General features: G+C 59.5%; 18 protein-coding genes. 7 read left to right on the forward strand and 11 right to left on the reverse strand.

From position 1 onward, the window contains the following. Positions 1 to 4: 4 nt before the first annotated feature. Together THS5294_RS03620 and dusB are read right to left on the reverse strand one after the other, a co-directional pair. Positions 5 to 1,069: a two-component system sensor histidine kinase NtrB gene (locus tag THS5294_RS03620; protein ID WP_058122655.1), complete on the reverse strand. Its 1,065-nt coding sequence runs from the start codon at positions 1,067 to 1,069 to the stop codon at positions 5 to 7. Continuing rightward, entirely contained in the window at positions 1,066 to 2,049 is a 984-nt protein-coding gene (dusB, locus tag THS5294_RS03625) for a tRNA dihydrouridine synthase DusB (protein ID WP_058122656.1), read from the reverse strand. The genes THS5294_RS03620 and dusB overlap by 4 nt, the downstream gene beginning before the upstream one ends. A gap of 220 nt (positions 2,050 to 2,269) precedes the next feature. On the opposite strand from dusB, the gene THS5294_RS03630 reads away from it, so the two are divergent. From THS5294_RS03630 to THS5294_RS03645, 4 genes are all read left to right on the forward strand, one after another. Then, positions 2,270 to 3,427, forward strand: coding sequence for a bifunctional 2-C-methyl-D-erythritol 4-phosphate cytidylyltransferase/2-C-methyl-D-erythritol 2,4-cyclodiphosphate synthase (locus THS5294_RS03630; protein ID WP_058122657.1), 1,158 nt, complete (start codon positions 2,270 to 2,272; stop codon positions 3,425 to 3,427). Beyond that, positions 3,424 to 3,918, forward strand: coding sequence for a phosphatidylglycerophosphatase A family protein (locus THS5294_RS03635; RefSeq protein WP_058122658.1), 495 nt, complete (start codon positions 3,424 to 3,426; stop codon positions 3,916 to 3,918). Before THS5294_RS03630 ends, THS5294_RS03635 begins: the two co-directional genes overlap by 4 nt. Continuing rightward, the gene (locus THS5294_RS03640; RefSeq protein WP_058122659.1) at positions 3,918 to 4,424 is read left to right on the forward strand and encodes a CinA family protein; all 507 of its coding nucleotides are present in this window, start codon (positions 3,918 to 3,920) and stop codon (positions 4,422 to 4,424) included. Before THS5294_RS03635 ends, THS5294_RS03640 begins: the two co-directional genes overlap by 1 nt. A gap of 185 nt (positions 4,425 to 4,609) precedes the next feature. Continuing rightward, complete coding sequence (locus THS5294_RS03645; RefSeq protein WP_058122660.1) at positions 4,610 to 5,791, forward strand: ammonium transporter; 1,182 nt, start codon at positions 4,610 to 4,612, stop codon at positions 5,789 to 5,791. Positions 5,792 to 5,832: 41 nt separating this feature from the next. Here the strand turns inward: THS5294_RS03645 and THS5294_RS03650 are convergent, their stop codons facing one another. After that, a complete protein-coding gene (locus THS5294_RS03650; RefSeq protein WP_038002843.1) occupies positions 5,833 to 6,276 on the reverse strand; it encodes a type II toxin-antitoxin system RatA family toxin in 444 nt (147 codons plus the stop codon). Positions 6,277 to 6,357: 81 nt separating this feature from the next. Here THS5294_RS03650 and hpt point away from each other — a divergent pair, with 81 nt between their 5' ends. Next, positions 6,358 to 6,915 (forward strand): hypoxanthine phosphoribosyltransferase, encoded by a 558-nt coding sequence (gene hpt, locus THS5294_RS03655; protein WP_116904518.1) that lies wholly within the window; start codon positions 6,358 to 6,360, stop codon positions 6,913 to 6,915. Here the strand turns inward: hpt and THS5294_RS03660 are convergent. From THS5294_RS03660 to speB, 3 genes are all read right to left on the reverse strand, one after another. After that, positions 6,906 to 7,448 carry a hypothetical protein gene (locus THS5294_RS03660; RefSeq protein WP_058122662.1) on the reverse strand — a complete coding sequence of 181 codons (543 nt, stop codon included), beginning with the start codon at positions 7,446 to 7,448 and terminating at the stop codon, positions 6,906 to 6,908. The genes hpt and THS5294_RS03660 overlap by 10 nt on opposite strands. A gap of 119 nt (positions 7,449 to 7,567) precedes the next feature. Next, positions 7,568 to 8,515 carry a lipoyl synthase gene (gene lipA, locus THS5294_RS03665; protein ID WP_058122663.1) on the reverse strand — a complete coding sequence of 316 codons (948 nt, stop codon included), beginning with the start codon at positions 8,513 to 8,515 and terminating at the stop codon, positions 7,568 to 7,570. 128 nt (positions 8,516 to 8,643) lie between these two features. Beyond that, a complete protein-coding gene (gene speB, locus THS5294_RS03670; protein WP_058122782.1) occupies positions 8,644 to 9,612 on the reverse strand; it encodes an agmatinase in 969 nt (322 codons plus the stop codon). A gap of 130 nt (positions 9,613 to 9,742) precedes the next feature. On the opposite strand from speB, the gene THS5294_RS03675 reads away from it, so the two are divergent. Next, positions 9,743 to 10,246: a flavin reductase family protein gene (locus THS5294_RS03675; protein ID WP_072936683.1), complete on the forward strand. Its 504-nt coding sequence runs from the start codon at positions 9,743 to 9,745 to the stop codon at positions 10,244 to 10,246. Here the strand turns inward: THS5294_RS03675 and THS5294_RS03680 are convergent. After that, positions 10,243 to 11,361, reverse strand: a complete 1,119-nt coding sequence (locus THS5294_RS03680) for an ABC transporter ATP-binding protein (RefSeq protein WP_370736565.1) — start codon at positions 11,359 to 11,361, stop codon at positions 10,243 to 10,245. The two genes, THS5294_RS03675 and THS5294_RS03680, sit on opposite strands and share 4 nt — an antisense overlap. A 154-nt stretch (positions 11,362 to 11,515) precedes the next feature. Here THS5294_RS03680 and THS5294_RS03685 point away from each other — a divergent pair, with 154 nt between their 5' ends. Beyond that, positions 11,516 to 13,927, forward strand: coding sequence for a GcvT family protein (locus THS5294_RS03685; protein WP_058122666.1), 2,412 nt, complete (start codon positions 11,516 to 11,518; stop codon positions 13,925 to 13,927). A 76-nt stretch (positions 13,928 to 14,003) separates the two neighbouring features. On the opposite strand, the gene THS5294_RS03690 is transcribed toward THS5294_RS03685, so the two are convergent. Genes THS5294_RS03690 through THS5294_RS03705 form a run of 4 tightly spaced genes read right to left on the reverse strand, consistent with a single transcriptional unit; the run spans position 14,004 to position 18,923 of the window. Then, positions 14,004 to 15,107 carry an ABC transporter ATP-binding protein gene (locus tag THS5294_RS03690; RefSeq protein WP_058122667.1) on the reverse strand — a complete coding sequence of 368 codons (1,104 nt, stop codon included), beginning with the start codon at positions 15,105 to 15,107 and terminating at the stop codon, positions 14,004 to 14,006. 17 nt (positions 15,108 to 15,124) lie between these two features. After that, a complete protein-coding gene (locus tag THS5294_RS03695; protein WP_058122668.1) occupies positions 15,125 to 16,762 on the reverse strand; it encodes an alpha-amylase family glycosyl hydrolase in 1,638 nt (545 codons plus the stop codon). A 12-nt stretch (positions 16,763 to 16,774) separates the two neighbouring features. Further along, positions 16,775 to 17,944, reverse strand: coding sequence for a carbohydrate ABC transporter permease (locus tag THS5294_RS03700; RefSeq protein WP_058122669.1), 1,170 nt, complete (start codon positions 17,942 to 17,944; stop codon positions 16,775 to 16,777). A gap of 1 nt (position 17,945) precedes the next feature. Further along, on the reverse strand, positions 17,946 to 18,923 hold the full coding sequence (locus THS5294_RS03705; RefSeq protein ID WP_058122670.1) for a carbohydrate ABC transporter permease: 978 nt from the start codon (positions 18,921 to 18,923) through the stop codon (positions 17,946 to 17,948). Positions 18,924 to 18,964 lie beyond the last annotated feature (41 nt).

The following is an 18,964-nucleotide window of genomic DNA, read 5'->3' on the forward strand; positions in this document are numbered from 1 at the left end:
CGTCTTAAATTTTGGGTGCGATGGGCAGAGAAATGCGAAACACAGTGCGACCAGGCACGGAATCCACCGTGATCCAGCCACCGTGTTCGGACACGATTTTCGACACTAGCGCGAGGCCGAGGCCCGTTCCGTTTTCGCGGCCCGAAACGAAGGGGTCAAAAATGTCATCCATCATCTCTGGCGGAATCCCCGGGCCATCATCCCTAATCTCAATTTGAAGCGGAACAGCAGCGCCCGTGCCATCGGCTCTCCGGACACGAAGCGATAGCTCATAGAAGGTGCGAATGATGATCTTGCCGCCCGTTCCCAACACCTGAGACGCGTTTTTCAGCAAGTTGAGGAAAACCTGAAGCAGTTGATCCGCATCCGCAAAGGTCGCTGGCAGTGAGGGATCGTAGCGTTCTTCGATGATGCAATGCGCGGCAAACCCAACCGTTGCCGACTTACGGGCACGGTCCAGCACATCGTGGATGTTAACCGCTTTACGCTCCGGCGGGCGGAGATTGCCAAATTGCTCAACCTGTTCCAGCAGGGCCACGATCCGGCGGCTTTCCTCGACGATCAGATCTGTCAGTTCCTGATCCTCTTTGGACAGGTTCATGCTTAACAACTGCGCGGCACCAGTAATGCCTGCTAAAGGGTTCTTAATCTCATGCGCGAGCATTTCAGCCATCCCAATAGCGGATTTCGCAGCTGTTTGGCTGTCTTGCGCACGGCCCAACCGGTCCGCGATTTCGCGCGGTAGCAATAGGATCAGCGTGTGGCCGGGGATTTCCAACAACGGCGCGATCTGAATGTCACAAGGCTCAGCGGCTTTGGTGCTACTTCCGACCTTCACACTATGCAACGACAGCGGCGCGAGGCTTTTGCGCACCCTTTCAAACGTCCCATCAAGGGAGACATCGACCGACACCATGTCCCACACGGGCTTGCCCTCAAGAGACCGAGCCGAGGCGTTCAGGAACGTTTCCGCTGCCCCATTCACATGACTTATATCGTTGTTTTCATTTACAATAAGGGCAGCCACAGGCAGTGACGACCAGAGCGTTTCCGTAGGATGCACTGTCATGCCGCCTCCAACTGTGCGTGTTCGCCCAAGGCGATCGGCAGCAACCTGCGGACCTGTTCGGGCGTGGCGGTTAAGACTTCCTTGCGCAACGGCGCTGGGGTCTGGGCCGTATCCATGTACCAGCCCAAATGTTTGCGCGCGACTTTGCCGCCGAGGGCCGGGCCGTAGAACGAGAGCATCTCATCATAGTGGGCCGAGGCGATGTCACTAAGCGTCTTTCTGAATGCGCCCGTATCGTAGCTCTCGCCCTGTAGTCCGGCCATAATTTCCGCCAGCAGCCATGGCTTGCCCTGCGCGCCACGCCCCACCATGACACCCGCCGCGCCAGAGGCCGCAAGCGCCGCACGTGCAGTTTCTGTATCGACGATATCACCGTTCGCGAGCACAGGAATATCAACCGCATTAACCACTTGACCAATCGCATCCCAATTGGCGTGGCCCTTGTAAAACTGGCACCGTGTCCGTCCGTGGATCGTAATCATACGCACGCCTGCGGCTTCGGCCCGGCGCGCCAAATCCGGCGCATTCAACAGCGCATCATCCCAGCCCAAGCGCGTTTTGAGCGTGACGGGAATGTCGACTGCATCAACCACCGCCTCGATCAACGTGAGCGCGTGATCCAAATCCCGCATCAGAGCCGAACCTGAATACCCGGACGTCACCTTTTTCGCGGGGCATCCCATATTGATGTCTATCCGGGACGCACCCTGCCCGGCCACAAACCGCGCCGCCTCGGCCATCCAATAGGCATCGCGACCAGCCAATTGCACCGACGTCCCAATCCCAGCCATGTCTAACTCGGCCTTAGCACGTGCCTCTGGCTTGGCCTGCACAACCTCTTGGCTTGCCACCATTTCAGACACGACCAATCCTGCGCCGAAGCCAGCCACAAGACGGCGAAACGGCAAATCCGTGATCCCCGCAAGCGGGGCCAACGCAACTGGCGATGTCAGGCCGAGTTCTTTTAAGCGTATGTCCAAAAGATGGTCCTAGAGATGTTTCTTTGGGCGATTTGCCCGGATTTATTGATTTGAGTTAGCCGCATACCTGCCGGGTATCAAAGCATTCAGCCCATTAATGCCGCGAAATTCACCGATTGCACAAAAATTAAGCTATAATTCCTTACGAACGCACAGGGCATTGCCAGCGCTGCGCTGAATAAGTAGCTCAGGGGCAAATGTCGAGGAAAGTGAGGCGGGGATGCAATTGACCGCAATTGTGGTCGCGGCGGGCAGAGGCACCCGGGCGCGCACGCAAAAACCGAAACAATATGAGCATGTTGCCGGGCGCCCTGTGCTGGAATGGACACTGCGCGCGCTCGCGCCGCAGGTTGCGGCGATTGTCGTCGTGCGCCACCCGGACGATGCGCGACTTTTTGAGGCGCTCGATTTGTCGGCGATTCATGTCCCGGTCATCGATGTAAACGGTGCTGACAGCCGCGATGGCTCGGTCCGCGCGGGACTTGAGGCAGTGCCAGAGGGCACGACCCATGTCCTGATCCACGATGGCGCCCGGTGCTGCGTCACGCCCGCCGTCGTTGATCGGGTGATCAAAGCACTTCACTCCAACCCGGCTGCGGCACCTGCCCTGCCCGTCACCGATGCGCTGTGGACCGGGGACGACAGCACCGAAGGCCCGCGTGTAACCGGAATCCAAGATCGCAGCGGCCTGTACCGCGCACAGACGCCCCAAGGGTTTGAGCTGACCGCGATCCGTGCCGCCCACGCCGCCCGTACGCGGCCCGCCGCCGATGATGTCGAGGTCGCTCGCGACCATGGGCTGGACGTCGCAATCGTGGAAGGCGATGATAACAACATCAAAATTACACACCCGGAGGATTTCGCACGCGCGCATCACCTCCTGAAAGGACCCGCACACATGGATATCCGGCTTGGCAATGGCTATGACGTACACCGCTTTGGCCCCGGCGATCATGTGATCCTGTGCGGTGTCAAAATCCCCCATGACCGGGCGCTTCAGGGGCACTCGGACGCAGATGTCGGGATGCACACCGTAACGGACGCAATCTACGGCGCGCTGGCGGAGGGGGATATTGGCCAACACTTCCCCCCCAGTGATCCACAGTGGAAGGGTGCGGCGTCCGAGATATTCCTGCGCCACGCTGTCGAATTGGCCCGTGATCGCGGCTACCGGATTGGCAATGTCGACTGCACGCTGGTTTGCGAAATGCCCAAAATCGGGCCTCATTCCGTGGCTATGCGCACTGAAATGGCGCGCCTCATGGGGTTAGAACTTGGGCAGGTCAGCGTTAAGGCCACCACCTCAGAAGAGCTTGGTTTCACAGGACGAAAAGAGGGGATTGCCTGTATCGCAACAGTCACCCTGATCGGCCAATGAGTGGGCTTGCCGAAGCCATAGCCACGGTCGGCTATGTGGGTCGATTGCGGCCAGCGCCGGGCACATGGGGATCTCTCGCAGCGTTTCCATTGGCTTGGGTTTTGTGGTCGCTCGGCGGCTTACCGCTATTCCTGTTGGCCATTCCATTCGTGTTTGGATTGGGCTGGTGGGCCACCGAACAAGCCACACAGGGCAAGGATGATCACGACCCATCCGAGATCGTGATTGATGAGGTCGCAGGCCAATGGATCGCGCTTTTGCCAGTGGCCGTTGGCGCCGCAATGTCGGGTACAGATCCACTGGCGATGTGGCCCGGATTGGTCGCGGCATTCGTATTTTTTCGCGTGTTCGACATCCTAAAGCCCGGCCCCGTCGGGCTTGCAGATCGGCGCGAAGACGCGCTTGGTGTGATGCTGGATGATGTGGTCGCGGGAGGCTTGGCCAGCATGTGTGTGGCAATGGCCGCCGTCGTCGCGCATGGTGTCATGTGATGACGCCCGCGGACCTGCAAACCCTCATTGCCCGTGGGGTTAAGCTTGTCACTGCCGAAAGCTGTACCGGCGGACTGGTGGCCGCAGCGCTTAGCGACCATCCCGGATCAAGCGCGGTTTTGATGGGCGGCCTTGTCACCTATTCCAACGACGCAAAACAGGCGCTTTTGGGGGTACGGGCCGAAACACTCAGCACCCATGGCGCAGTCAGCGAAGAGTGCGCGTGGGAGATGGCTATCGGCGCGCTCCGCGCCCTGCCCCAAGCGAACCTGTCCGTCGCGATTACAGGCATCGCTGGCCCCGGCGGATCAGATTATAAGCCCGAAGGTCGGGTGTGCTTTGCCCTCGCGCGGCGTGACGGCGTCCATGAAGATGCCCGCGCACAGACGATTGATTTCGGCGCATTGGGTCGTGAACAGGTCCGCTTTGCGGCCCGCGATCACGCGCTTCGGTTGTGCCTCGCGGGCGAAATTCGACACGATCTGGACCTGAAACCCTACGGCTAGGCGCCCCCGTGCGTGTTCTTTCCGTGCCTAATTTTAGGTCATCTCAACAATTTCACGCCACCATAACGCCTAATTTTTAATCTTTCCTGTTTCTGCGCACGTCATTGCCACCTCGCCTCTTTTTTATGCGGCCCACAGGCTGTTCAAGCACCGGATCACAATAAAAAGACCGAGGGACTTTTTCTATGAATGGTGCAGATACCGCTTGGATCATCGTCGCAACGGCGCTGGTCCTCTTCATGACACTACCGGGGCTCGCGTTGTTTTATGGCGGGCTTGTGCGCGCACGAAACGTGCTGAGCGTGTTTATGCAATGCTACGCGATCGCCTGTTTGATGAGCGTTCTGTGGCTTGCGTTTGGCTATTCTATCGCATTCGGCAGCGGCACGAGCGGCTATTGGGGTGGTTTGGACAAGATGTTCTTGGCCGGCGTCACCGCCGATAGCCTAAGCGGGACCCTGCCCGAGGTCCTCTTCTTCGCCTTCCAAATGACCTTTGCGATCATCACACCTGCCCTCATCGTCGGCGCCTACGTCGAGCGGATTGGCTTTGGCTTCGTGTTGGTGTTCTCGGGGCTGTGGATGCTGTTGTGCTACGCGCCTGTGGTGCACTGGATTTGGGGCGGCGGCTTTATGTCCGACGGTGGCATCTTTGGCGATGTAGGCGTGCGTGATTTTGCGGGCGGCATCGTGGTTCACGAAACGGCCGGTTTGGCCGCGCTGGTCATCGCGGTGATGCTGGGCGCACGCAAAGACCGCACCAAACCCCCGCACAACCCCGGCATGGTGTTTCTGGGTGCTGCGATGCTGTGGGTCGGTTGGTTCGGCTTTAACGGCGGCTCACAACTGGCGGCAGACGGTGGCGCGGCGATGGCCCTGACGGTCACGCACATTTCAGCGGCGACGGCGTCCCTGACTTGGGCCCTGTGGGAAAAGTTGAAGTACGGCACCGCATCGCTTGTGGGTATCGTAACGGGCACGATTGCAGGCCTTGCCTCTATCACGCCTGCGTCCGGCTTTGTCGGCCCGGTCGAAGCCCTGCTCATCGGTGCGGTTGCGGGCATTCTGTGCCAAGAGGCCGTCAACGTTATCCGCAACATGCTCAAGATCGACGACACGCTTGATGTGTTTGCGGTGCACGGTGTGGGCGGGATTTTCGGCACGATCATGATCGCAGTCTTTGGTGCAGGCGCTTGGGCGGCACAGCTGGGTGCATTGGCCATCGTCGGTGTGTTCACGGTCGCTGTGACGGTGGTTTTGGTGCTGGTCACACGGATGATCGCCCCCCTGCGCGTCAGCGATGAGGCAGAGGTCACGGGCCTTGATCTGTCGCTACATGGTGAGCGTGCCTACGACCACACGTCGTAAGATACCTTTGGGGGCGGCGCTGGCCGTCGCCCCTGCGAACCTCAGGCGTAAAGTTTCTGCGCACGTTTCTCAAACGCCGCAACCACACGCTGCATCGCCTCGTTAAACACGACGCCGATGACCTTTTGCAAAATCGCGTTGCGGAATTCAAAATCCACAAAGAACGCGACCTCGCAACCCCCCTCACAATCCGTGAAATGCCAGTTCGACTTCATGTATTTGAACGGGCCGTCCAGATACTCCGTATCGATCTGAAACGCGTCCGGGTGGAGCACCACCTTGGAGCCGAACTTTTCGCGGAACACTTTGAAAGAGATCACCAAATCCGCCAGCATGACCTCGGATGCCCCTTGGGGCGTGCGCGAGCGAATGCGTGCCGCCGCTGTCCAGGGCAGGAACTCAGGGTATTTATCCACCTCCGCCACAAGCGCGTACATCTGCGCGGCGGAATAGGGTAAGGTGCGTGTTTCAGAATGAGTGGGCATGGGGCCATTTCGCGGGTGACAGTGGCGGTGGATGTCGTATCTTTGCGCGGAAGATTCAAGGAAAACCGCACCAAGAGGGGCATAATGGCGCAACCTTATGTTATCGACCAAATGATCAGCGCCAAGGCAATCGCCGCGCGGATCGAAGAATTAGCCCGAGATATCGAAACCGTTTTCGCCGAAACCGACAAGCTGGTGGTCGTGGGCCTCCTGCGCGGCTCCTTCGTGTTCATCGCCGATCTGGTGCGGGAATTGGACCTGCCGGTTGAGGTCGATTTCCTTGAGGCGTCCTCCTACGGGGACGGTATGGAAAGCTCCCGCGAGGTGCGGATACTCAAAGACCTGCGCGGCGAGATTGCGGGCCGCGATGTGTTACTGGTTGAGGATATCGTGGACACGGGCTTTACGCTGCACCATGTGCTCAAACTGTTGGAAACACGCGGGCCCGCACGACTGCGGACCATTGCGTTGCTCGACAAACCTGCCCGGCGTGAGGTGGACGTAAAGGCGAGCTGGACCGGCTTTGAAATCCCCGATGAATTCGTGGTCGGCTACGGCATCGACTACGCACAGCGCAATCGCAACCTGCCCTTTATCGGCAAGGTTCGGTTCACAGACCCCGAAGCGGATCAGGGCTGATTCATCCGCAAATGACGTAAATGGCGCAGCTCTTGCGGGGCTGCGGCATTGGCGGCTAATCCCTGCGCCTTGAGCCGTGCGCGGCTCAGTTGCTGCGAGCAGGCCACAAGAATTGAGCCGGTAATCGCCGTGGCCGCAATGGATTTTAGGGTTAGCGGCACAAGACTTGCCAACTCAGCACCGTTGGGCACCAACCCAGTTTGCAGCACCAAGGGCACGGTGAGCGACAGGTAATAGGTAAATCCCACGATGATTACGGACTTCAACGCGCCTGCGATGATGCTGCGTGGTGTGCGTAAAAATCCGGGCGTAAGGGGGGGCAACAATAGGAACGTGCCCACAAAGGCCAACACCACAATCGCGCGCAACGGATCAAACCCAAACGACAGCGTTGCCAGCAGCGGGTTGGCCACGTCCAACCATTGCACCGCGATATACGCCAACCCCAAAAACGCGAGCGCGTAGAGCCGTAGGATGATCCAGCTGAGCGCGGCATAGGTCTTGATCAAGCCGCCGTCTTTTGGGTGTGCCATCTGTCTCTCCCTCTCAACTGGTGATGAGGGAACTGTGTCCGGCAACTTGGGCGCGAATGCGGCAGGCCTTGGGCGATTTGTGTAAAGGTTTAGGGGCTGCACATGGCAGCCCCCGAAAATCAGCCCAACTTTGCCAACCGCGCGGCACGCAATTTGGCGAAATCATCGCCCGCGTGGTAGCTAGAGCGGGTCAAAGGCGTGGCCGAGACCATCAAGAACCCTTTGCCATAGGCCGCGGTTTCGTAGGACTTGAACTCATCCGGCGTCACAAAGCGATCCACCCGGTGGTGTTTTGGCGTCGGTTGCAGGTACTGCCCAACGGTCAGAAAATCGATGTCCGCCGCGCGCATGTCATCCATGACTTGCAGGACCGATTGGCGATCCTCACCCAAGCCGACCATGATGCCTGACTTGGTAAACATGGTCGGATCCAGCTCCTTCACGCGCTGCAACAACCGCAGCGAGTGGAAGTAGCGCGCGCCGGGGCGCACCTCAGGGTAGAGGCCCGGAACGGTTTCGAGGTTGTGGTTAAACACGTCCGGTTTTGCGGCCACGACAATCTCTAGCACCGCAGGATCACACTTGATGAAATCCGGCGTCAGAATTTCGATCGTGGTGTTGGGGGATTGGCGACGGATCGCGCGGATGGTTTGAGCAAAATGCTCTGCGCCGCCATCCTCAATATCGTCCCGGTCCACGGAGGTGATCACAACGTGGTTCAGGCCCAGTTTCTTGACTGCGTCCGCAACACGGCCCGGCTCAAACACATCGAGGTCTTCTGGGGGCTTGCCCGTCGCGATGTTGCAAAACGTGCAGGCGCGGGTGCAGACCTCGCCCATGATCATCATGGTCGCGTGTCCTTGGGACCAGCATTCGCCGGCATTGGGGCAGCCAGCCTCTTCGCATACGGTGGTCAGCTTGTGTTCACGCATGATGCGATAGGTATCTTGATAGCCCTTGCCGACAGGCCCTTTGACGCGGATCCAGTCTGGTTTTTTGGGCTGAGGCGCATCTGCACGGCGCTGTTTTTCGGGGTGCCGCTGTTCGGGAATTTTCAGGTCACGCATCTGGTCGGCTCCTTGGGCGCGGGTCGCGCGCATCGCTGCCCCACAAAGGGGGCTTAGTTGAACATTGAACTATATACCGCCGGACAAAAAATCCAGTGGCGCATTGCCGCGACCCCTACATTCCAACCTCAAGCGGTTTGACGGCGCGTCCAACACCACAGGCAAATCAGCTCCATCGCGACATGCGCCCCGGCAATCGCCGTAGCCCCCGTCGTGTCGTATGGTGGGGACACCTCGACCACGTCGCCGCCCACAATGTTGATCCCTGCCAGATCGCGCAAAATCGCGGCTGCTTGGCCCGAGCTAAGACCACCCCACACGGGCGTTCCAGTACCGGGCGCAAAGGCCGGGTCAAGGCAGTCGATATCAAACGTTAGATATGACGGGCCATCGCCGACGATCTCTTTGATTTGCGCGGCCACTGCTCCCGGTGCGGCCTCATGGACCGCGCGGGCGTCAATGGTCGTCACCCCCAGTGTGTCGGGGTTCACGGTACGAATGCCAATCTGAACCGAGCGTTTGGGATCAACGATGCCCGATTTCACGGCCTTATAGAACATGGTGCCGTGATCAACCCGCGTCATGTCATCATCGGGCCATGTGTCGGAATGGGCATCAAACTGCACCAAGGCGAGGGGCCCGTATTTCTCTGCATGGGCTTGCAGGATTGGAAAGCTGACATAGTGATCACCGCCCAGCGAGATCATGCCTGCGTCTTGCTCTAGGATGCTGCGAGCGTGTGCGCGCAACGCCTCCGGGAAATCCGAGATTTTCGCATAGTCAAAGGCCAGATCCCCGTAATCCGCGATCGCAAATTCCGACAGCGGGTCGAAATCCCAGTAGTAGGGCGGATCAAAGGTTTGCAGGCTCGATGCCTCGCGGATCGCGCGCGGGCCAAACCGTGTGCCGGGGCGGTGCGTCACGGCCTGATCAAAAGGAATACCCGTGACCGCCAGATCAAACCCCGTCAGCTCCTTGGTGTACTGGCGACGCAGAAACGATGTCGCTCCCCCAAAGGCGTTTTCGAAGGCAAGCCCCCTCGGATCACCGGGCGCAAAAGCCCGATCCACATTGCTGCGTGCTTTGGCGAGTGACATCTGCGTTCCCTTCTTGCGACTTAGCGCCATCAAAACCATACCCATGCGTAACTGCCAAGCAGAGTCGCACATTTTGGGGTCGACGCCGCGATGCCGCGTCTTATCTAGAGCCTCAACGTAGGAGAGCATGATGCCAGACACCGCCTTGCGGGCCGATTTCGTCAACGGGATGTCGCGCGCCGCGGCCACCGTTACTGTGGTCACGACCGATGGCCCCGCAGGCCGCGCCGGGGTGACGGTCTCTGCGATGACCAGCATTTCTGCTGATGGGGACGCGCCTACAATGCTGGTGTGTGTCAACACGACCAGCAGTGCGGCCGCCCCCATGATGGAAAACAAAGCGTTTGTGATCAATCTGCTAGAGGCGAGCCAGCAGGACGTGGCCAATGTCTTTGCCAGCCGCCTGCCCGCCCCCGGCGGCGACAAGTTCAACGCCGTCTCACATATGCCAATGAAAACCGGCGCACCTGCGCTGGACGGGGCACTTGCCTCGTTCGATTGCACGCTCAGCAGCGCGCAACTGGTGGGCACGCATTATGTCGTGATTGGATCGGTCGTGGCGGTGCGCCTGCGCGATGGGGGCAAGCCCCTGGTCTACGGTATGCGGTCCTACTTGCGCGCAGAGCCCGCCTAGCTCGCCGCGCGCTCCGGTAGATCCTGCGGGGCCACCTGCCCCCGAGAGAAAACAAAACACCGGTCCCGCCGGATGCTCAACCAAAGTGCCGTGCCGGGTTTCGGCAGGAAAACGGCGGGCACCGTTGCCTTGACCATCGCGCCACCGGCCACCGTAAACTCAACAAGGCTTTCGCGCCCCATGAACCGCGCCCGGTGCACGATACCCCGCGCAGGCGTGCCATGTTGCGGCGTCGGCGCAGGCCCACGACCGTTGCGATCAAAGTCGAGCGAGACGTGCTGGGGCCGAAACACAATATCCACGTTTGTGCCATCGCCCACGCCGGGCACCAAAAACTCACCAAAGGGTGTATGGGCAAGGCCGGCCTGAACTTGACCCTCTAGCACGTTGACATCACTAAAGAACTCAGCCGCGCGGCGGTCAGCGGGTTGGTTATAAATGTTATACGGGGCTGCGCGTTGCACGATCTTACCCTTGCGCATCAATGCGATCTCATCGGCCATGCGCATCGCTTCATCCGGCTCATGGGTGACCAGTAACACCGCACTGCCTTCTTCCTTCAACAGCTCCAGCGTGGCATCCCGGATGCCATCACGCAGGCGGTTGTCGAGGCCGGAAAACGGCTCATCCATGAGCATAATGCGCGGGCGTGGGGCAAGTGCGCGGGCCAATGCGACGCGCTGCTGTTCTCCGCCGGACAACATATGGGGGGCCTTGTTGCCAAAACCGGACAGGTTCACGCGCTCAAGCAGCTTGTCCACCCGCGCGGTCCGTTCAGAACCCGTGGCCTTGAGGCCAAAACCGATGTTGTCCGCGACGCTCATGTGCGGAAACAGCGCAAAATCTTGGAACATCAGGCCAATGCCGCGCGCCTCGGGCGGAACAAAATGACCGGGTGCCGCCACGACGTGGCCATCAATCAGGACCTCACCTGCGTCTTGGCAATCCACGCCCGCGATGATCCGCAGCGTCGTGGATTTACCGCACCCCGATGGCCCTAACAGGCATGTGACTTGGCCCGGTGCGACGCTCAGCGAGATGTCGTCCACAACGCATGTGCCCTCAAACCGGCGCACAAGATTGCGCACTTCTAAGCGGGGCGATGTGTCGGGCACGGCGGTCTCCGGTATCTTATTCTGACAAAATCACTTGGGACGTATCAGCCACACGGAACCGAGGCAAGACGCAGGCTGTCCGGTATATGTCGCGGACGGGCAGGATCACATTCCCGCCTCGCGCCAAATTGCCCAAAACGTACAGGAGCAGAACATGGAAAAAACCACCCGAGTATGTGTGATTGGTGGCGGTGTCGTCGGGGTCTCGGTCCTTTATCATTTGACCAAACTTGGGTGGTCCGATGTGATGTTGCTGGAACGCTCGGAACTGACTAGCGGCTCGACGTGGCACGCGGCGGGCGGGTTCCATACCTTGAATGGCGATACCAATATGGCCGCGTTGCAAGGCTATACGATCCGTCTGTACCGTGAGTTGGAGGAGCTTACAGGCATGTCCTGCGGGCTGCACCACGTCGGTGGCGTCACGCTGGCCGACACGCCCGAGCGGTTTGATATGCTGAAAGCTGAGCGCGCAAAGCACCGTTTTATGGGCCTAGAGACCGAAATCCTGAACCCCGAAGAAATCGCCCGTGTGGCCCCCGTGACCAACATCGACGGCATCTTGGGTGGGCTTTATGATCCGCTCGATGGGCACCTTGACCCCTCAGGCACCACCCATGCCTACGCCAAGGCCGCGCGGATGGGCGGGGCCACAATCCAGACCCACACCAAAGTGCTAGAGACCAACCCACGCCCCGATGGCACATGGGATGTCGTCACCGACAAAGGCACGATCCACGCAGAACATGTCGTAAACGCTGCGGGCCTTTGGGCGCGTGAGGTGGGCGCGATGGCAGGCCTTGCCCTGCCCCTCCACCCGATGGAGCATCAATACCTCGTCACCGATGAAATCCCCGAGATTTATGAGCGTGACGCCGAGCACCCCCACGTGATGGACCCCGCAGGCGAAAGCTATCTGCGCCAAGAAGGCCGGGGCCTGTGCATTGGGTTTTATGAGCAGACCTGCCGCCCATGGGCCGTTGATGGCACGCCGTGGGATTTCGGGCACGAACTGCTGGCGGATGATTTTGACAAGATCGAGGACTCGATCGCCTTTGCCTACAACCGGTTCCCGGTGTTGGAACGTGCGGGCGTCAAGTCCGTGATCCACGGGCCGTTTACCTTTGCCCCCGACGGCAACCCCTTGGTCGGCCCAGTGCCGGGCCTGCGCAACTATTGGTCCGCCTGCGGTGTGATGGCGGGCTTTAGCCAAGGCGGCGGTGTTGGCCTGACCTTGGCGCAATGGATGGTCGAGGGCCAAGCCGAGCGCGACGTCACAGCCATGGATGTGGCGCGCTTTGGCACCTGGGCCACGCCCGGCTACACCCTGACCAAAGTGATTGAAAACTATCAAACCCGTTTTTCGGTAAGCTACCCCAATGAGGAACTGCCTGCAGCGCGTCCATGGGTGACCTCACCCATGCATGACATCTGGGCAGCGCAGGGCGCGGTCTTTGGCCAACAATACGGTCTAGAGGTCGTGAACTATTTCGCCCTCCCCGGTGAGCCTCGGTACGAGACCCCATCCTTCCGCCGCTCCAACGCATTTGAGGCCACCGCCGCAGAAGTCGCAGCCGTGCGCGGCGCGGTCGGCATTAATGAATTGCAGAACTTTGGCAAATACCGCGTGACCGGGCCGAACGCCCGCGCGTGGCTTGATCATGTTATGGCCGGCCGCATTCCCAAACCCGGGCGTCTGAGCCTGACCCCCATGCTGAACGCGGCAGGTCGGATTGAGGGAGATTTCACCGTCTCCTGCACTAGTGAGGCTGAATTCATTCTGACCGCAAGCTACGGCGCACAAGCCGTGCACACCCGTTGGTTTGAGCGGCACAGCCGTGATGGCGTGCAGGTCGAAAACATCAGCAACACGCGCACCGGGTTCACCATTGCTGGCCCGCGCGCACGCGACGTGCTCGCCAAGGTGACACGCGCCGATGTTTCGCACGCGGCGTTCAAATTCCTTGATGTGCGCCAGATCCTGATCGGCATGGCACAGTGCGTCGTCCAACGCGTCAGCTACACCGGCGATCTAGGATATGAGATTTACTGCGACGCGCACGAAGCCCGTCACCTGTACCAAGTGCTAAGTGCTGCGGGTGAGGAATACGGAATGCGCCCCTTTGGAATGAGGGCGATGATGTCGTTGCGGCTGGATCGGTTCTTTGGCGCGTGGCTGAGTGAATTCTCGCCGGATTATACCTGTGCGCAGACGGGGCTGGAGCGGTTTATCCAGTGGTCCAAGGGCGACTTTATCGGACGCGCAGCCGCTGAGGCCGAGCGCACGCAACCACCTGAGCGTGTGCTGGCCGCGTTTATCGTTGAGGCGCTTGATGCGGATGTGCAGGGGTATGAGCCGATTTGGCTGGACGGTGAGGTTGTCGGGTTCTGCACCTCGGGCGGGTATTCGCACCACGCTCAGGTATCCGTGGCGCAGGGGTTTGTGCCCCCCGACCGCGCCACAGAGGGCCTAGAGGTTGAGATCGAAATCCTAGGTGAAATGCGCCCCGCGCGTTTGGTCACCACACCTTTGGTCGACCCTGATCGATTGAAGATGACGTCCTAACGGACGACACGATGTGTTTGCGGCCCCTGCGGGGCCGCGGTGCGCTCCGCGCGGGAGTATTTTGGGAACAAAGGCGTTAGGTCGCGCTGAGCGCCCGGCCGTTGAGGAAAATATGCACCTTATCCGGCGGCGCAGAAAGGGTAAGTTTGGCGCCGCGTAGATCGGTGTGGATACCCGGCAATTTGGCGATTATGGGGTTGGCGTCTTGGCCCGCATTTGAGGTGGTCAGGTAGAGTTGGGTCACCCCGCCCAGAGCCTCAACAATTGTGACGGTGGCCCCACATGCGTAATCCGGTGTGGTGACCCTGTGCATGTCTTCGGGCCGGATGCCGACGTTGACCTGCGCGCCCAAATGTTCCGGGATTGAGGGATAAACTGAGCTAATCGTGCCGCCGCCGTCCCGAAGTTTGAGACGGGTTATTGTGCCGGTTTCAACAATTTCACCGGGCAGCAGGTTCATCGCAGGCGAGCCGATAAACTGGGCCACGAACTCAGAATTTGGCCTGCTGTAAAGATCGAGCGGCGCGCCGACTTGTGCGATGCCTTTGTCCGCGAGAACGACGATGCGCGTGGCCAGTGTCATGGCCTCGACCTGATCGTGGGTGACGTAGACCATTGTGCTGTTTGGCATTGCCTCTTTGAGTTGCGCGATCTCAATCCTTGTAGCGACGCGCAAGGAAGCGTCGAGGTTTGAGAGCGGTTCATCAAAGAGATAGACCTTGGGGTCGCGCACGATGGCGCGTCCGATGGCCACGCGCTGACGCTGCCCCCCTGAGAGCGCTTTGGGGAGGCGATCAAGGTAGGGAGTGAGTTGCAGTTTGTCGGCCGCCGATGTGACGGCTGCGTCAATTTCGGCTCGGGCCTTGCGGGCGATTTTCAAAGCGAAAGCCATGTTATCGCGCACGGTCATATGTGGATAGAGCGCGTAGGATTGGAACACCATGGCGATACCCCGTTCGCTTGGCGGCAGGTCGTTGACCATTTGTCCGTCAATCTCAAGCGTGCCGCTGGTGATCTGCTCAAGTCCTGCGATCATCCTCAAAAGCGTGGACTTGCCGCAGCCAGAGGGACCAACGAAAACCACCAATTCGCCTTGCTCGATCTCTAGGTTGACGTCCCGTAGGACCTCGACCCCGGCCCCGTAGGATTTGGCGACATTTGTGAGTTTCAGCTCGGCCATCGATGTGTGTACCCCTATTAGGTGTTTGTTTTCTGAAGGATTGCGCAAGCCCATGGGGCCAGTTCACCGCTTGGCGCCAAAGCCTCCCCCATGATGGGGTGCCACGCGCCGGTCGGCACCCGGATGTGTGCCGGGGTCCCGCCCATGTTGAACGCGCAAAAGAGCGTATCAGTTGCTTCAATCCGCTGGAACGTCAGCACATTCCCTTGCGCGCGCATATCTGTTTGGGTTCCGTGGCGCAGCGCGGGATGGGCACGGCGTCCGGCGATCATCGCGCGGTAGTGGTGCAAAAGCGCGTTAGGATCGGCCTCTTGCGTCGTGACGGCTTGTGGAAGGTGCGCATCGTCCACCGGAAGCCAAGGCGTGCCGCTGCTAAAACCTGCGTTTTGGTTGCTCTGCTCCCACACCATCGGGGTGCGGCAGCCATCACGTCCTTTGAATTCAGGCCAGAATTCGATGCCATAAGGGTCTTGAAGTGCGTCGAATGGCACGTCAGCTTCGCTCAGGCCCAGTTCTTCGCCCTGATAGAGGCAGATAGAGCCGCGCAGACATAACAACAGCGTCGCAAAGAGCCGTTGAGCGGCGGGTGACAAATCCCACCGAGTGGCGTGGCGCACCACGTCGTGATTGGAAAACGCCCAACAGGCCCAGCCTTCGCCCGCGACGGCATCTAGCCGCGCGAACACCTCAACCACGCGCGCCGCCGTAAGGGGAGCTTTGGCAAGGAACTCAAAGGCGTAGCACATCTGCACGCCCTGCCCGACTTTGGTGTATTCCCCCAACAATTCTAACCCGCGCTGGGCATCGCCCACCTCGCCCACGGCGGCAGTTCCAGGATATTCCTCCAGCAAAGCGCGGAAGCGTTTGAGGAACACAAGGTTCTCGGGCTGGTTCTTGGAATAGAGATGCTCTTGGTGATTATAGGGGTTCACGGCTGGCGCGATTGTAGCGTTGCGCGCCTCCGGCGGGAGGGCCGGATTATCGCGCAGGGCCTTATCCGCGAAGTAAAAATTGATTGTGTCGAGGCGAAAACCATCCACCCCACGGTCTAACCAGAACCGGGTCGCATCCAACAGTGCATCCTGCACGGCTGGCGTGTGAAAGTTAAGATCGGGCTGGGAGGTGAGAAAGTTGTGCAGATAGTATTGCAACCGCCGCGCATCCCATTGCCACGCAGGCCCGCCAAAAATCGACAGCCAGTTGTTGGGGGGGCCACCGTCGGGTTTGGGGTCGGCCCAAACGTACCAATCAGCGCGCGGGTTGTCCCGACTTTGGCGGCTTTCGGTAAACCACGGATGCTGATCGGACGTGTGCGAGAGCACGAGATCAATCATCACGCGCAGCCCAAGGCTATGGGCGCGGTCCACCAAGGCGTCAAAATCTGCCAGCGTGCCGAACATCGGATCGACATCGCAATAATCGCTCACATCATAGCCGAAATCCTTCATCGGAGAGGTGAAGAACGGCGATATCCAGATAGCGTCTACCCCAAGCGACGCGATGTAGGGCAGCCGTTGGGTGATGCCCGGCAGGTCGCCGATGCCGTCGCCATTGCTGTCTTGGAACGAGCGAGGATAGATTTGATAGATCACCCCACCGCGCCACCAATCAAGCGCAGGATCGAGGTCGGAGGGAGCGGCAGTGTTCGCGGACATCAGTACGGACCTTTACTTGACCGAACCCGCGAGAAGACCGCGGACAAGGTAGCGTTGCAGAGTGAAAAACACCAAAAGCGGCACGGCGATGGACGTGAACGCGGCGGCGGCCAGAATGCCCCAATCCCCCCCGCGTGAGCCGAGCAAATCATCAGCGATTTTGACCGTCATCACCCAGCTTTCGGAGCTTGCGGGCAAGAAAACCTTAGCCACCAGCAGATCGTTCCAGACCCAAAGGAACTGAAAAATCGCGAATGACGCGAGTGCGGGAAAACTGAGGGGCAGGATGATCTTGGTGAACACCTGAAAGTCGGTGGCACCATCCACACGCGCGCTTTCGATGATGTCGCGCGGCAGGCCGACCATATAATTGCGCAGCAGATAAATCGCGAGCGGCAGCCCAAATCCAGTATGCGCAAGCCAAATCCCCAGAAAGCTCTGGCCAATCCCAATCGTGTTGTGGAACGACAGCATCGGCACCAGCGCCAATTGAAGCGGCACAACCAACAACCCAACCACCACCGCGATCAGCACTCCGCGTCCGCGAAAATCCATCCACGCCAGCGCATAGGCCGCGAAAGCCGCGATCAGGATGGGGATTACCGTGGCCGGGATCGTGACCGTCAGCGTGTTGATGAACGCGATATCCATACCATCAGAGCGGAGGATTTCGCGGTAGTTATCCAGATCGAATGACGGAGGGATCTCCATCGCGAAGTAGAGCGACGGGTCGCGCGTGATTTCCGCCGGGGCAAAGAAGCGGTAGTCTCCGTCCGCGGTGATTGAGAGTGTTCTGTCGCGGCTGAGGGGCAGAACCTCACCGGGTTGTGCGGCGACAGGTGCGCGCGCCGTCGCCCCAAATGCGGTGATCGTAACGGGCCCGGTTTGCCCGGTTTCAGCCGCGATCAAATCCGCGATGTTGCCCGTGATCTCATAGCCCCCAATCGCGGTTTCAAATCCGCCATCGATTGCTCTTGTCTCTGCCGCAGGTGCGCGGACCCGGAAGTTCTGTTCCACCGACAAAGGCGCGGTCCACCACGCGCTGGCCGAAATCGCATCCCGGTCCCGAAAGGACGACACCAACAACCCAATGGTCGGGATTAACCACAACACCACCAATGCCAAAACCGTGATATTCACGACCCAAGAAAGGGCAGATTTTTGTCCCGCGATGCCGGTCATCTCACATCTCCTTGCGGGCTTGGCGGATGTTCCAGACCATCACGGGCAGAACAATCAGCATGATCACAAAGGCCACCGCCGTGGCGCGCCCGTCATCGCGGAACATGTATGACATCATGTAGGACGGCAGGATTTGCGTGCCGAAGTTGCCCCCGGTCATGGTGTAGACAATGTCAAAAACCTTGAGCACGAGGATCGTGATCGTCGTCCAAACCACCACGATTGTGGGCATGATCTGTGGCACCTTGATCGAGAAAAACACCCGTGCCGGCCCTGCCCCATCCAGGATCGCAGCCTCGATGGTTTCCTCTGGCACACCGCGCAAAGCCGCCGACAGGATCACCATGGCAAATCCGGTTTGAATCCAGATCAGAATGACCATCAAAAAGAGGTTATTCCAAAACGGGATTTGCAGAACGTCGATGCTGGCTTCTGTTCCAAAGGCCACCAAGATCGCGTTGATCAGACCGATGTCGGGATTGTTGGCATAGACGAACTTCCAAATCAGCGCGGCCCCAACAAAGGAGATCGCCATGGGCATAAAGATGATCGATTTCGCCACCGTGCCCCAGCGCAATCTGTCCGTCAGTTGCGCAATCAACAACCCAAAGAACGTCGAGGCCGCTGGCACGATCAGCACCCACAACAGGTTGTTGGTCAGGGCGGTGCGAAACTCCGGATCGCCCAGCATGATGCGGTAGTTGCCGAACCCGATGAACTCAGCCCCCGTGCGGTTATAAAGCGATCGACTGAACGAGCCGAACACCGGGTACACAAGGTACAGCCCCAGCGCCAACAGCGCCGGCAACAAGAACAACCAAGGCCGGATCAGATTGGCGCGATTGATATTGCGCCCTGCGTTTGGGCCACGTGCGGGAAAGAGGACCTTATCCAGCACCACATTGGACGCCCAGAAATAGGCCACACAGCCGCCCACACCGATAAATATCGTGAGCGCGCCTTGGAGAAGCGGTGACATCAATGCCCCTTTGACGACTAAGCAACATGGCCCAAGGCGCG

Origin of the sequence: Thalassobacter stenotrophicus (assembly GCF_001458315.1) — a bacterium.
In the GTDB taxonomy this organism is placed as follows: Bacteria; Pseudomonadota; Alphaproteobacteria; order Rhodobacterales; family Rhodobacteraceae; genus Thalassobacter; species Thalassobacter stenotrophicus.